The organism is Stenotrophomonas maltophilia group sp. Smal13, from assembly GCF_030236855.1.
GTDB lineage: Bacteria > Pseudomonadota > Gammaproteobacteria > Xanthomonadales > Xanthomonadaceae > Stenotrophomonas > Stenotrophomonas maltophilia_A.
Map to the genome: position 1 here is coordinate 232631 of NZ_JASJSQ010000001.1, position 14064 is coordinate 246694.

General features: G+C 67.7%; 12 protein-coding genes. 3 read left to right on the plus strand and 9 right to left on the minus strand.

The window, feature by feature from the left end; translation table 11 throughout:
* Nucleotides 1-9 precede the first annotated feature (9 nt).
* Nucleotides 10-2514 carry an ATP-dependent helicase HrpB gene (gene hrpB, locus QRO95_RS01095; protein ID WP_285301511.1) on the minus strand — a complete coding sequence of 835 codons (2505 nt, stop codon included), beginning with the start codon at nt 2512-2514 and terminating at the stop codon, nt 10-12.
* Nucleotides 2515-2581: 67 nt separating this feature from the next.
* Between hrpB and QRO95_RS01100 the strand changes: the two genes are divergently transcribed.
* Complete coding sequence (locus QRO95_RS01100) at nt 2582-3379, plus strand: TatD family hydrolase (RefSeq protein WP_049480116.1); 798 nt, start codon at nt 2582-2584, stop codon at nt 3377-3379.
* 100 nt (nt 3380-3479) lie between these two features.
* Here the strand turns inward: QRO95_RS01100 and QRO95_RS01105 are convergent, their stop codons facing one another.
* The 5 genes from QRO95_RS01105 to QRO95_RS01125 all read right to left on the minus strand — a co-directional run bounded on the left by QRO95_RS01105 (nt 3480) and on the right by QRO95_RS01125 (nt 8492).
* On the minus strand, nt 3480-4370 hold the full coding sequence (locus QRO95_RS01105) for an NAD-dependent epimerase/dehydratase family protein (protein WP_343237318.1): 891 nt from the start codon (nt 4368-4370) through the stop codon (nt 3480-3482).
* The gene (gene panE / locus QRO95_RS01110; RefSeq protein WP_285301512.1) at nt 4367-5305 is read right to left on the minus strand and encodes a 2-dehydropantoate 2-reductase; all 939 of its coding nucleotides are present in this window, start codon (nt 5303-5305) and stop codon (nt 4367-4369) included. Before panE ends, QRO95_RS01105 begins: the two co-directional genes overlap by 4 nt.
* 303 nt (nt 5306-5608) lie before the next feature.
* Nucleotides 5609-6376 (minus strand): hypothetical protein, encoded by a 768-nt coding sequence (locus QRO95_RS01115; RefSeq protein ID WP_285301513.1) that lies wholly within the window; start codon nt 6374-6376, stop codon nt 5609-5611.
* 359 nt (nt 6377-6735) lie between these two features.
* Nucleotides 6736-7527: an ABC transporter permease gene (locus QRO95_RS01120; RefSeq protein WP_010482250.1), complete on the minus strand. Its 792-nt coding sequence runs from the start codon at nt 7525-7527 to the stop codon at nt 6736-6738.
* On the minus strand, nt 7524-8492 hold the full coding sequence (locus tag QRO95_RS01125) for an ABC transporter ATP-binding protein (RefSeq protein WP_049400895.1): 969 nt from the start codon (nt 8490-8492) through the stop codon (nt 7524-7526). Before QRO95_RS01125 ends, QRO95_RS01120 begins: the two co-directional genes overlap by 4 nt.
* Nucleotides 8493-8576: 84 nt before the next feature.
* On the opposite strand from QRO95_RS01125, the gene QRO95_RS01130 reads away from it, so the two are divergent.
* On the plus strand, nt 8577-9326 hold the full coding sequence (locus tag QRO95_RS01130; protein WP_285301514.1) for a ferredoxin--NADP reductase: 750 nt from the start codon (nt 8577-8579) through the stop codon (nt 9324-9326).
* A 113-nt stretch (nt 9327-9439) separates the two neighbouring features.
* Here the strand turns inward: QRO95_RS01130 and QRO95_RS01135 are convergent, their stop codons facing one another.
* From QRO95_RS01135 to QRO95_RS01145, 3 genes are all read right to left on the minus strand, one after another.
* Nucleotides 9440-10615, minus strand: a complete 1176-nt coding sequence (locus QRO95_RS01135) for a lytic polysaccharide monooxygenase (RefSeq protein WP_049400888.1) — start codon at nt 10613-10615, stop codon at nt 9440-9442.
* A 178-nt stretch (nt 10616-10793) separates the two neighbouring features.
* Nucleotides 10794-11966 carry a lytic polysaccharide monooxygenase gene (locus QRO95_RS01140; protein ID WP_285301515.1) on the minus strand — a complete coding sequence of 391 codons (1173 nt, stop codon included), beginning with the start codon at nt 11964-11966 and terminating at the stop codon, nt 10794-10796.
* Nucleotides 11967-12157: 191 nt separating this feature from the next.
* Nucleotides 12158-12685: a DUF1203 domain-containing protein gene (locus tag QRO95_RS01145; protein WP_049400886.1), complete on the minus strand. Its 528-nt coding sequence runs from the start codon at nt 12683-12685 to the stop codon at nt 12158-12160.
* A 154-nt stretch (nt 12686-12839) separates the two neighbouring features.
* On the opposite strand from QRO95_RS01145, the gene QRO95_RS01150 reads away from it, so the two are divergent.
* The gene (locus QRO95_RS01150; protein WP_049400885.1) at nt 12840-14042 is read left to right on the plus strand and encodes a GGDEF domain-containing protein; all 1203 of its coding nucleotides are present in this window, start codon (nt 12840-12842) and stop codon (nt 14040-14042) included.
* Nucleotides 14043-14064 lie beyond the last annotated feature (22 nt).

The following is a 14064-nucleotide window of genomic DNA, read 5'->3' on the forward strand; positions in this document are numbered from 1 at the left end:
CCCCACTGGTCAGGTCCCGCGCGGCTTGGCCCGATGGGTGGCCGTCGCCGTCCACGGGTCATCCGGCCACGGATGGCGCGGGTAGCGGCCCTTCATTTCCTTTTTCACTTCCGCGTAGGTGTTTTCCCAGAAATTGCGCAGGTCCTGGGTGACCTGCAGTGGGCGGCCACCGGGCGAGAGCAGGTGCAGGGTCAGCGGCACGCGGCCGTCGGCGATGCGCGGGGTGTCAGCCAGGCCGAACAGTTCCTGCAGCTTCACCGCCAGCACCGGCGGCAGCGGTTCGCCGCTCTCGCTGTCCAGCGCATAGGTGATCGGCCGCTCCAGCCCGGACGGCACCGTGATGCGGGTCGGCGCATGACGCTCGACCAGCTGACGCTGTGACCACTCCAGAGGCGACTTCAGCGCTTCGCCGAAGCTGGACTCGTCCAGCGCATCCAGGCGGCTCTTGCCGGCGAACGCGGGCTGCAGCCATTGCGCACGCGTGGCCAGCAGGGCGTCGTCGCTGCAGTCGGGCAGGCCGAGTTCGGGCATCCAGCGCCGCAGCGACTCCACGCGTGCCTGCCATTGGCGCAGGCCTTCGGTCCACGGCAGCGCCTGCAGGCCGAGTTCGGCCACCGCGTCGGTCAGCGCCTGTGCGGCGTGCTGCGGATCAACCCGCCCGGCCGAGCGGCTGTCCAGCACGATGCGGTCGAAACGGGTCTCGCGCAGTGCCACCAGGGCGCGACGCTCGCTGTCCCAGCGCACCACATCCTCGGTCACGAAGCGCTCCGGCCACGCCTTGCGCAGCTGGCCCTCGTCCACCGGTGCGGCACGCAGCAGCAGCGCGTCGCGTGCCTCGAAGCGCAGTTCACTGGCTACCAGCCACGGCTCGCCGCGCAGGTCGCTCAGATCGTGCAGGCGTGCGCTGCGACCGTTGGCCAACAGGTAGCGCAGCGGATCGCTGGGATGCTGGACACCGATGCGGTCGGGGAAGGCATGTGCGAGCAGGTCACCGAGTTCATGGGCTTCGATGCTGGCCGGCGGTGCGGCATCGCAGCGCAGGCGGCGACGCCATTGTTTGGCGGCGGCATCGATCGCGGCCAGGCCGCTGCGGTTGGCGTCGCCCGGTGCGCGGCCATTGCGGAACGCCGCCAGCGCACGCCAACGCGCGGCCAGCGCATCACCGCCCTGGCGCAACGGATCGCGCGCCTCCAGCAGGGCGGCCAGATCGGCGGCCAGCGCCTGTGCGCGGGCATCGGGCGCGGCCAGCAGCATCGCCGCCATCCGCGGATGCGTGCCCAGCGCCAGCACACGGCGGCCAAGTGCGGTGATCGCACCGCTGCTGGACAGCGCGCCGAGCCGCTGCAGCAGTTCGCGGGCGGCACCCATCGGGCCGGCTGGTGGCGGATCGAGGAAGCGCAGGTCGCTGCTGCCCCAGGCGGCCAGTTCCAGCGCCAGTCCGGCCAGCTCGACCTGATCGATTTCGGCGCGGCGCTGCGGCTCCAGCCGCTGCGACTGCGGCCACAGCCGCCACGCCACGCCCTCGGCGACACGGCCGGCGCGGCCCGCGCGCTGGTCGGCCGATGCCTGCGCGATGGCCACCACGTCCAGCCGGGTGAAGCCGCTGTTGGGGTCGTAGCGCGGCTCGCGTGCCTGGCCGCTGTCGATCACCACGCGCACGCCCGGCAGCGTCACCGAGGACTCGGCCACGTTGGTGGCCAGCACCACGCGGCGGCGGCCATCACTGGACGCCTGCAATACCCGCGCCTGCTGTTCCACTGGCAGCTCACCGTGCAGAGCCAGCACTTCCACGCCGGCATCCAGCGATTCCTGCAGCCCGGCCTGCACCCGCGCGATCTCGCGTTGGCCGGGCAGGAACACCAGCAGGTCACCGGGATATTCAGCCAGGGCCTGCTGCACCGCGCGGCGCACCTGCAGTTCCAGCGCCTCATCGCGGCGCGCCGGGAAATGGCTGATCGCCACCGGGTAGCTGCGGCCTTCGCTGCTCAGGCGCGGTGCATCGAGGAAGCGGGCCAGGCGCTCACCATCCAGCGTCGCCGACATCACCACCAGGCGCAGGTCATCGCGCAGCTGTGCCTGCACGTCCAACGCCAGCGCCAGGCCCAGATCGCCACTGAGGTGGCGTTCGTGGAATTCGTCGAACAGGATCGCGCCGACCTCTTCCAGCATCGGGTCGTCCTGCAGCATGCGGGTCAGGATGCCTTCGGTAACCACCTCGATGCGGGTGCGCGCCGAGACCTTGTTCTCGAAGCGGATGCGGTAGCCGACCGTGCCGCCGACCTCCTCACCCAGCTGCCGTGCCATGAACAGCGCCGCGCTGCGCGCGGCGACGCGGCGCGGTTCCAGCAGGATGATCTTCCGCCCCTGCAGCCACGGTGCATCGAGCAGCGTCAGCGGCACCTGGGTGGTCTTGCCGGCGCCGGGCGGGGCCTCCAGCACCAGCCTCGGCTGCGTGGCCAGGTGCTGCTGGATCTGCGGCAACAGCGGGGAAATCGGGAAGAGCGGGGCGTTCATGTGCAAAGGATAAAGGGCCACGGCAGCCGCAGGTACAATGCGCGGGCACTTTTCCCCCGCGATGACCATGCACCTGATCGATATCGGCGCCAACCTGACCCACGACTCCTTCGACCGTGACCGCGATGCCGTGCTGGACCGCGCACGGCAGGCCGGCGTGGTGCAGATGGTCATCACCGGTGCCAGCCGCGAGCACTCGCCACTGGCCCTGCAGCTGGCGCAGCAGCACCCGGGCTTCCTGTATGCCACCGCCGGCGTGCACCCGCATCATGCGGTGGAGTACACCGAGGAATGCGACGCCGAGATGCGCGCGCTGCATGCCCACCCGGAAGTGGTGGCAGTGGGCGAGTGCGGGCTGGACTACTTCCGTGACTTCTCGCCGCGCCCGGCCCAGCACCGCGCGTTCGAGCGCCAGCTGCAGCTGGCCGCAGACAACGGCAAGCCGCTGTTCCTGCACCAGCGCGACGCACATGCCGATTTCATGGCACAGATGAAGAACTTCGAGGGTCGCATCGGCCCGGCAGTGGTGCATTGCTTCACTGGTGAGCGTGACGAGCTGTTCGATTACCTGGACCAGGACTGGTACATCGGCATCACCGGCTGGCTGTGCGACGAACGCCGTGGCGCGCACCTGCGCGAGCTGGTGAAGAACATTCCGGCCAACCGCCTGATGATCGAGACCGACGCACCGTACCTGCTGCCGCGCACGCTGAAGCCGATGCCGAAGGACCGCCGCAACGAACCGATGTTCCTCTCGCACATCGTGGAAGAGCTGGCGCGCGACCGTGGTGAAGACGTGGCGGTGACCGCCGCGAATGCAACTGCCGCGACGCGTACGTTCTTCCGCCTGCCGGACGCGGGTTGATTCCCTTCGTCGCGTCGAACGCGGCGACCGTGTGTCGTAGAGTCGAGCTTGCTCGACTGCCGTGCAGAAGCAGTCGAGCAAGCTCGACTCTACAAGCGGGTCAGAGTGCTTCCAGCAGCCCGCGCAGCCCTTCCCGATACGTCGGGAAGCGCGGCTCCCAGCCCAGCGCCTCGCGCGTACCGGTGCTGTCGATGCGCTTGCTGCTCTCGTAGAAGCGCCGCAGTGTCGGGCTCAGCGCGGGATCGTCCCAGGGCATGGCAGGTGGCATCGAAAACCCGCCCAGCTGCGCGGCGAAGGCCAGTACCTGCTGCGGCGGTGCCGGCTCGTCGTCGGCCGGCAGATACAGCCCATCCACACACGGCCGCTGCATCGATGCGGTAACGACCGTTGCCAGGTCATCCACGTGCAGTCGGTTGAATACCAGCCCAGGACGCACTACGTGGCGCGCACGTCCCTGCGCCAGCTGCAGCAGCGCATTGCGCCCCGGCCCGTACAGGCCGGGCAGGCGGAATACCGCCGAGGCGATACCGCGCTGCTCCGCCAGCGCACGCCACTGGTCCTCGGCGCGTCTGCGTTGCATGCCGGTCGTTTCAGTAGCATCGGCCACGCTGGTTTCGTTGATCCAGCCGCCGGCCCGATCGGCATAGACCGACGTGGATGACAGATAGCCCACCCTGCGAAGTGCCGGACTTTCCTGCAGTGCCGGCAGCAGCAGACGCAGTGCCGGGTCACCCTCGGCGTCGGGCGGCACGCTGCACAGCACGGCCTCGGCCTGCGCGATCTCATCGAGCAGGGCGGGCGACGGTGGTATGTCAGCTCGCAGCTGATGGCGCGGCAGGCCATCGTGCGGTGCCGACGCCGGGTCGCGCACCGTGCCGGCCACGTGTACGCCCAACGCCCGCAGATGCGTAGCCAGCACGCACCCGCTCCAGCCCATGCCGAGGATCAGCACCCGCGCCGGCAGCGCGTTGGTCTGCAACGCGGCGCTCACGCGCTGCGCAGCGCCTGGTAGGCCTGCAGGCTGCTGTAGGCGACCTGCAGCAGCAAAGCTTCCTGGTCGGCCTTGCGCGCGCGCGCAAGCATGTCGCCGACGATCTGTTCTGCCTCCACCTGCTGGCCGGCTTCCAGGTCTCGCAGCATCGAAGCCTTCAACGCAGAGCCGGCCTGGGTCAGGGTGCCGCGTGCGGTGTCCTGCGCAGCATCGGGAATCGGCTCACCGGCAGCTTCGGCCACGGCCAGGCATTCGTCGTACAGGCCACGCACGATCGCCTCGCCATCATCGGTGGCGACGATGCTGCCGATATCCGCGCGCAGCAGGCAGGTCGAGGCGGCCAGCGCGGTCAGGAAGGTGTATTTGATCCACTGTTCCTGGCCGATGTGCTCGCTGGCCAGATGATCGAGGTTGGCCTGCACGCAGGCGGCGGCGAAGGCACGCACGCGTTCGGAGATGGCACCGCTGTCGCGCTCGCCGAAGGTGAGCTTGGCCGGCTTGCCCAGGTGCAGCACGGCGCCGTCGGGGGCCTTGGTGGCACTGATGAAGCACAGGCCGCCGAGCACGGCGTCGCGGCCGAAGCGCAGGTCCAGCGCGTTGTAGTGATGCAGGCCGTTGAGGATCGGCAGCACGGTGGTGTTCGCACCGACTGCCGGCGCGATGGCATCGATCGAGCTGTCCAGGTCGTAGGCCTTGCAGCTGAGGATGACCAGGTCGAACGGCTTCTGCGCGGCCAATGCCGGGAGCGCATCGGCGGTGACGTGCTGCACCGGGAAGCTGGCGTCGCCGAGCGGGCTGCGGATGACCAGGCCATCGCGGTCCAGCTGGGCGGCGCGTGCGGGGCGCACCAGGAAGGTCACGTCCACGCCGGCCTGGGCCAGGCGACCGCCGAAGTAACCGCCGGTACCGCCGGCGCCGAGGATCAGGATGCGCATTGCACGTTCACCGTTTTCTGGGGAATCAGGAGTGCGATTGTGCCGGAGATTGCGGCCAACGGCGGAGCCCCTCGTGGTGGTTCGCGCAGTTGGTTTCATGAGCTGGGCCGTGTGCGCTGGGTTCGCGGGGGACGCCGTGAACCCGTCCATGGGGGCTTAGCCGCGCCATCCATGGCGCGGATACCCCCGCGAATCCAGCGCACACGACCCCTGACAGTTTCCGGGCGCGGCCACCACGGAAAGCAGATCAGAAGCGAAGGCGGAAGCGGGTCGCTCGCTGCGCGAGCTCGTGTAGAGCGGTGCTCAGGGTAGTTGTTCGCTGAAGTCTTCGGTGTAGCCCAATAGCAGTGTGGTGCGGTTGGCCAGCGTTGCAGCCAGTTGTGACCACGTGTCGTGCGTTCCGGCCGCGTAGACGCGCTGCAGGTCCGCGACCAACGCGCCCGCCTCTGCAGACGACGGTGCGCGGTCGCGCTGGAAACCGAGCCACGATGCGCCGAGTCCGAACAGGCGGTAGTCGTAGCGCTCCTGCAGATGCCGGATCAGGGCGTGGTTCTGGAAGAGGTCCCAGTCCGCGCTGAAGTAGCCGTTGGGCAGGGCGGCAATCAGCAGGTCGTCACTGGCTACGGGTACCTGCTGCACGCAGACCACGTCATCGATGATGAGATCCGGCTTCGCATTGGCAGCGACCAGCGCCTCGATGTCCTCGTCGCTGCACATCAACGTACCCGCCAGCGCTGTCCACTGCAGCCGATGCGTGGATTGCTCAAGCTGCGCGACGACGTGCGCCAGCAACCGCTCGCGTGCCGCCAACGCATCTTCCAGCGTCGCCGGGTCTTCGTCCTCGTACAGCGCGATGCGCTCGTCGTCGGACGCGTGCATGCTGGTGTAGCGGCACTGGTCGACTTCGTCGAGCGTGCACAGATAACGATGAAGGGGATCAGCCACGTGCAGCGAGGCCAGGCAATCCAGCACCTCGTCCAGCATGGGCGAATCGCTCAGCAGGACATGGCTGAACGCATCGATCGGACCATCCGACACGGCCTTGTCCAACGCAATGGAAGTGATCTTCATCGCTACAGCCTAGCCGTAATCCGAAACGAAAAGAGCCAAGCATCGGCTTGGCTCTACAGGAACGCTTCATCCACGTATGGCGTGGATCCATCGTGTCGACCAAGGTCGACACCTACCAACAGCGACCGGAAACTGTCAGGGGTGGGGCGGTGTGGGGGTGCAGGACCGTTGGCGCCATGGATGGCGCCATCGAGCCCCCACGGACGGGTTTACGGCGTGTCCTGCACCCTCACACCGCCCCGCCCAACTCGTGATGCTTCCGCCTTGGCTGTTGCTGTTGCCGGCCAGCGACCGGCACTACCACTGCAGGTGCAGGTGCAGGTGCAGGGCCGCAGGCCCGCAGGCCCTGCAGGCACCCCTCAGCTTCGCATGCCCACGCCACGGCGCAGCAACCACAGCGCCAGCGCCGTCAGCACCACCACGAATCCGATCATCAGCCCGTAGGCCACCGGCAGCGGCACATCGCTGCTGCCCAGCAGGCCATAGCGGAATGCATTGACCATGTAGAAGATCGGATTCGCGTGCGTGGCGGCCTCGGCCCAGCCCGGCAGCAGCTTCACCGAATAGAACACGCCACCCAGGTAGGTCAGCGGGGTCAGGATGAAGGTCGGCACGATCGCCACGTCATCGAATTTCTTCGCATACACCGCATTGATGAAACCGGCCAGCGAGAAGATCGTCGCACCCAGGATCACCGTGGTCAGCATCACCAACGGGTGCGGGATGCGCACCGGGGTGAAGAACATCGCGATGATCAGCACGATCACGCCCACCATCAGCCCGCGCAGCACCGCGCCGGCCACGTAGCCCCACAGGATCACCCAGTTCGGCATCGGGCTGACCAGCAGCTCTTCCACGTGGCGGCCGAACTTGGCGCCGAAGAACGAGGAGCTGATGTTGCCGTAGCTGTTCTGGATCACGCTCATCATCACCAGGCCCGGCACGATGAACTGCATGTAGGTGTAGCCGCCCATGTCCCCCACGCGCGACCCGATCAGGTTGCCGAAGATCAGGAAGTACAGGGTCATGGTGATCGCCGGCGGCACCAGGGTCTGGCCCCAGATGCGCATGATGCGGGCGACTTCGCGGCGCACGATGGTCATCAGTGCGACGCGGTTGCGCTGGCCGTCGGTCAGCTCGGTGGTGCTCATGCAGGCTTCTCCAGGTTGCCGGTGAGGCGCACGAACAGCTCCTCCAGGCGGTTGCTCTTGGTACGCATCGAACGCACGCGGATACCGGACTCGTTGAGCGTGGCAAACACGCGGTTGAGGTCCATTGCGCGCGGCATGTCGATGTCCAGCGTGTGCGGGTCCGGCGCGGTCAGCGTCGCGCCCTCGATCACCGGCAGCTGCGCCGGCAGGTCACCGTCGATGTCCAGCAGGAAGCCTTCCACGTCCAGCTTGGCCAGCAGGGTGCGCATCGGCCCCTGCTCGACGATCTGGCCATGGTTGATGATCGCCAGGTGGCGGCACAGGTACTCGGCTTCTTCCAGGTAGTGCGTGGTGAGGATGATCGTGGTGCCGGCGGCGTTGATCTCCTTCAGCACGCGCCACATGTCGCGGCGGATCTCGATGTCCACGCCGGCGGTCGGCTCGTCCAGGATCAGCAGGCGCGGGCGGGTCATCATCGCGCGGGCGATCATCAGCCGGCGCTTCATGCCACCGGACAGCGTACGGCTCATCACCTGTGCCTTTTCCCACAGGTGGGCGCGCTTGAGTTCCTCTTCGGCACGCTGCTCGGCTTCCTCGCGCGGCACGCCATAGAAACCGGCGTAGTTCACCAGGATGTCGAAGGGCTTTTCGAACAGGTTGAAGTTGATTTCCTGCGGCACCAGCCCGATCAGGCGCATGGTGGCGCTGCGGTTGCGCACCAGGTCGCTGCCGAACACTTCCACCTGGCCCTCGCTGAGGTTGACCAGGGAGCTGATGATGCCGATCAGGGTGGACTTGCCGGCACCGTTGGGGCCGAGCAGGGCGAAGAAGTCGCCCGGGGCCACTTCCAGGGAAACCCCCTTCAGGGCCTGGGTGCCGTTGTCATAGGTCTTGCGCAGGTCGCGCACGCGCAGGGCGGGCGCCGTATCGTTCTGGGATGCCAAGCTCGAAGCCTTCGCGCCCATGGGCTGGCGCTGGAGAGGGGCGGGGAGGGGCTATTATAGAAGACCCCGAGGGCTTGCCCCGGCTACACACTGTCCCGAAAAGTCGTGCCTGTTCAATTCCCCCTCAAGCTGGTCGGCTGCCGCATGCTGGCCCCGACCGTCGGCCACTACCAGTTCGTGCGTGACGATGGACAGCCGCTGGATTTCCAGCCCGGCCAGTTCATCCAGGTCCATTTCAGCTACGCAGACGGCACCGAAACCAAGCGCAGCTACTCGCTGGCGACCATCCACGACCACGCGCTGGGCCCGGGCGAGGCGGTGGATATCGCGGTCAGTTTCGTACCCGGCGGCGCCGCCACGGCCCTGTTCGAGGCGCTGGAGCAGGGCGGCCAGATCAGTGCGTCCGGCCCCTATGGCCGGTTCTGCCTGAATCCCGGTGATCACAACGCCCGCTACCTGCTGATCGCCACCGGTACTGGCGTTACCCCGTACCGCTCGATGCTGCCGCTGCTGGAAACGGCCATGGCCAAGCGCGGCGTGCAGATCGTGCTGCTGCAGGGCGCGCGCAGCCCGGGCGAGCTGCTGTACAGCGAAGATTTCTACAGCTTCGCCGAAAAACACCCGAACTTCCGCTATGTTCCATGCCTGTCGCGCGAACTGCCGGCTGATCCGCACCCGGACGTGCAGCACGGCTACGTCCAGCAGGCGCTGGCCGGCTTCACCCCGGACCCGGCCACCGACATCGCCTACCTGTGCGGCAACCCGGACATGGTCGATGCCTGTGCCGAACTGCTGAAGGCCGCTGGCCTGGGCAACCCGCAGATCCGCCGCGAGAAGTACGTCAGCAGCAAGTAAGCCTGCGTAGTGCCGGCCGTTGGCCGGCAACCGCGTGGACCCTGGTAGTGCCGGCCGCTGGCCGGCAACCCCATGAAACGGAGGCGGCATCACGCCGCCCCCGGTGTCCTGCCTCAGTACGCGATCCAGGCGTCGCGCCACGCATAGCCGGTGCCCGGACGATAGGCATCGGCATTGATGTTGCACCAGGCGCCTTCCGGGAACGGGCGGCAGGCATACAGCTTGCCATCAGTGCCCTTCACCACGGTCTCGCCCGGCTTGTAGCTGCCGAGGCCGGCCGGATACACGAAGTCGAAGTCGCCGCCCGGCGGATCGACCGGATCGATCGGGCCCGGCCCCGGCACCTGGGTTTCCAGCTGGAAGCGGTTGCCCGGCTTCAGGTACACGCGGTTGTCGGTGGCCGAGGCGACCGGCGTGATCACGCCGTTCTTCATCACGCCCACGCGCGCATGCTGTGCACTGGCATTGACCTTGCGGGCCAGGGCCAGCGGCCACTGCGTCGGGCTGGTCTGGCCAGCGGCCAGCTTGGTTTCCACGCGCTCCAGGTCGTTGCCGTTGGCATTGAACACACGCAGGGTCACGGTGCTGTCCACGTCCAGTGCGCCATTGGCGGTCACCGCGCCGGCATCCTGCCACTGCGGCGGCGGAACCACGCCACCGCCACCTTCGAAGCGCACGTCCATGCAGGTGTAGAAGGCTTCCTGCGAATCCGAGCGCTGCCAGGTGTTGTAGATGATGTGCTGGCCAGTGCGCTTGGGCAGCGGGCAGTCCAGCTTGTAGACACCGCCTTCGGACAGCGGCACGTTGCCCAGGGTGCAGAATTCCTGCAGGTCGGCCCAGCGCAGCGGGCTGCCCGGCTGCCAACCGTCACGGGTGACGTAGAACTTCCACTCGCGGGTGGCGTGCGGCGCCGGCGCCAGGAATTCGAAGGTGTAGCGGCCACGCGAATCGGCGCGCACCGGCGTGGTCGGCCAGTCGCTGCGATTCAGATCGAGGCCGCGGTACTTGGGGATGCTGGCGCTGCACAGCTCGCCATCGCGCACCAGGTCGCGGTGGTTGCCATTGGCGTTGCCGTGGGCGATCGCGCTCCAGTCATAGAACGGCTGCGCGCCGCCGATGGCCTTGGCCGCGGCACAGGCCGGGTTGGTCGGGTTTTCCGGATTGCCTTCGTGGCACTGCTTCACGCGGCTGAGCGGCTTGGACATGGTGCCGTGGGCGAGGGCGCTGCCGGACAGGGCCAGGCCGGCAACGACGGACAGAGCGAGGACTGCCCGGTGGGACAGGTGCATGCAGGAACTCCTTTGCGAAGTGTGGGAAACCTCGCGCAGTCTTCACATGCAGGGCCGTCGGCAACATCGGACAAGTTTGAAATCGATGGCGGCTGTGTTCGATCTGCAACAGGGTGCTCACTGTACCGCCATCCGGGCGAAAGGCGGTGCACTGTGCACCGCCTCCCGCATCACTGCCTCAGTACGCGATCCACGCATCGCGCCATGCTGAACCCACGCCCGGCCGGTAGGCTTCGGCGTTGACGTTGCACCATGCACCTTCCGGGAACGGGCGGCAGGCATAAAGCTTGCCGTCGCCGCCCTTCACCACGGTCTGGCCCGGCACGTAGCTGCCGATACCGGCGGGATACACGTGGTCAAAATCACCGCCCGGTGATGGCGTGCCGGGGTCGGGCACCTGGGTATCGAGCTGGAAGCGGTTGCCATCCTTCAGGTACACGCGGTTGGCTGTGGCCGAGGCCGTCGGTGTGATCACGCCATTGCTGAGCACGCCCACGCGTGCGTGCTGGGCGCTGGTATTGACCTTGCGGGCCAGCGCCAACGGCCACTGCGCGGCCGCAGTCTGGCCACTGGCCAGGGTCGCTTCCACGCGTTCGACATCATTGCCGTTGGCGTTGAACACGCGCAACGCCAGGGTGGTGCCGACCGGCAGCTCGCCGCGTGCGGTGACCGGGCCGGCATCCTGCCATTGCGGTACCGGCGGGGTGCTGCCACCGCCTCCTTCAAAGCGCACGTCCATGCAGGTGTAGAACGCTTCGGTCGAATCCGAGCGCTGCCAGGTGTTGTAGATCACATGCTGGCCGCTGCGCTGTGGCAGCGTGCACTGCAGCTTGTAGGTGCCATCGGCCGACAGCGGCGTGTTGCCCAGCGTGCAGAACTCCTGCAGGTCGGCCCAGCGCAGCGGGCTGCCCGGCTGCCAGCCGTCGCGGGTGACGAAGAAGCGCCAGTCACGCGTGGCGTGCGGCGCGGTTGCCTTGAACACGAAGGTGAACTTGCCGTTGGCATCTGGCTGGATCGGCGTGGTCTGCCAGTCGCTGCGGTTCACATCCAGCCCGCGGAAGGTCGGGTTGTTGCCGCTGCACAGCTTGCCATCGGGCACCACGGCCTGGTGGTTGCCGTTGGCGTTGGCCTGGTTGATGCCGTTCCAGTCGTAGAACGCCTGCGAACCGCCCACCGCTTTCGCGGCGGCGCAGGCCGGGTTGGTCGGGTTCTCCGGATTGCCCTGGAAACAGGCATAGACGCGGCTGACCGGCGTGGTCATGGTGCCGTGGGCGAATGCGTTGCCGGCCAGGCACAGGCCCGCAGCGGCGAACGAGGTGGCCAGCAACAGCGGTGTGGATCGGAATGACATGGCGCTTCCTTGTGGTCGTCGAAAGAGAACGGTGACCGCAGGAGCTGCGCTGCACGGCGGACTTTCGGCGGCACCACAGCGAGTATCGAGTCGCGATGCAGACTGAGGAACCACGGAAGCGCCGATCCGTGACTGGGGGTGTGAAGCCCTTCCCGCAGGCTTCACGCGGGACTGAACGGATGCGTTGGCGATCACGTCTTCGGCGTGGCATCGATCACGTCGTGGAGATCGTGCTGGGCAATCTCGCAGTCGATCCGATCGGCCTGGCACGAGAAGCAGCCGTGGGCCGCGTTGTGCAGTTGCACGAAGGCCACGGCAGGGTCGGCAAACAGCGCGTCCAGCCGGGCGGCAACATCAGTGCCCGCGCTGATCTCTGCGGCCAGCATCAATGCAGCCTGGTCATACGCGCGCAACGAGATTGTACGGCGCTGTACATAGGCGGGTACCTCACCCGGCGGCAGCACGCAGCGCGTTACGCCACGCTGCACGAAGATCGGGCCCGAGGCGTGATAGGGCGAGTGCAGCGGCAGGTGCACATGGGACAACAGCAGCAGCTCGCTGCCGCTGGGCGGATCGCTCAGGCCGATCCGGCAGGGGTGTCCTCCTGTTTCGCCGGCCCAGCGACGCTGGATGCCCAGCGCAGCCAGCGCGGTGTCACTCTTCTCGAACAGGTGCTGGAAGGGGCGGTGGTCGAGGCCACCGAGGTACCACGCATGCATGGGCGTCTCCTTGGTTTTCCCCGGATTCTGCGCATGCACCGGCCGTCATGCTCGCCGTTTTCCGACCCCGCATCACCCCCGGACCGGACAGCGCCATGGGGACTGCACCGCAAGGCGCTAAGATGCGCGCGCCGCCCCGGCCGATGAGCGCCGCATGTCCCTGGATTTCCCCACCATCACCGTGCTTGGCTTCCTGCTCTGCATCGGCATCGCCGTGGGGTTCTCATTGCTGCTGGTGGTGCTGCGCGGGCAACCGGTGCTGCGCCTGTGGACCGCCAGCCTGTGGCTGCTGACCCTGGGCGTGACCCTGCTGGCGCTGCGCCCCTACCTACCGTTGGCGCCGGCCATACTGGCCGGGAATGCGGCGATGGCCGGTTGCGCGGTGCTGATGCTGCGCGGCGTGGCGCTGCATCTGGAACAGCCGCTGCCGCTGTGGCGGCCGTTGTTGATGGCAGCCGCGTTCATGGCCTGCATCTTCGCCTTCCTGGTGCTCTGGCCGGACCTGGGCGTGCGCCTGCAGGTGTTCAGTGTGTTCACGCTGCTGGTCGATGGCTGGATCGCATGGCTGCTGCTGCGGCATGCCCCCGTGCAGCAGCGCACCAGCTGCCGTCTGGCGGCGGCGGTGTTCCTGGCCGAGGCGGCACTGTACATGGTGCGCCTGTTCCTGCCGGTGGCGCCCGATGCCGGTGAGGACATCATGCGCACCGGCACGCCGATGTTCGTCACCTACATTGCCGGGGTGATGCTGGAGCTGGCGCGATGTTTCGCGATGGTACTGCTGCTGGTCGAGCGCATGCTGGTCGATCTGCGGCGTGCGGCACGCACCGATGGCCTGACCGGGCTGCTCAACCGCAGCGCGGTGCTGGCCGATGGCCAGGCGCAGTTGCAGCGGCTGCGTCGGCAGGGCCGGCCGCTGGCCCTGCTGCTGGTCGACGTCGATCACTTCAAGCAGATCAACGACCGCTGGGGCCACCTGGCCGGTGACCAGGTACTGCGTCACTTCGCTGCGCTGCTGCAGCATGGTTTGCAGGGCCACGACACGCTGCTGGGCCGCTACGGTGGCGAGGAGTTCGTGCTGGTGCTGGCCGGCAGCACACAGGGCGAAGCGATGGCGTGGGCCGCCGCGATCCGTACCGCTCTGCAGCAGAAGCCGGCGCGGCTGGGCACCGGGCCGGTGACGGTCACCGCCAGCATCGGCCTGGCCATGGACGACGGCCATGGCGACCTGTCCACGCTGCTGGCAGCGGCGGATGCGGCGCTGTACCGGGCCAAGGCCGCAGGCCGCGACCGCCTGGCCTGCGCCACGCCCGCGGAGATTTCGCGTCTGCCCATCGCCGACGACGCCGTGCCCGTGTAAGTTGAGTCACATCTTCCGCGGC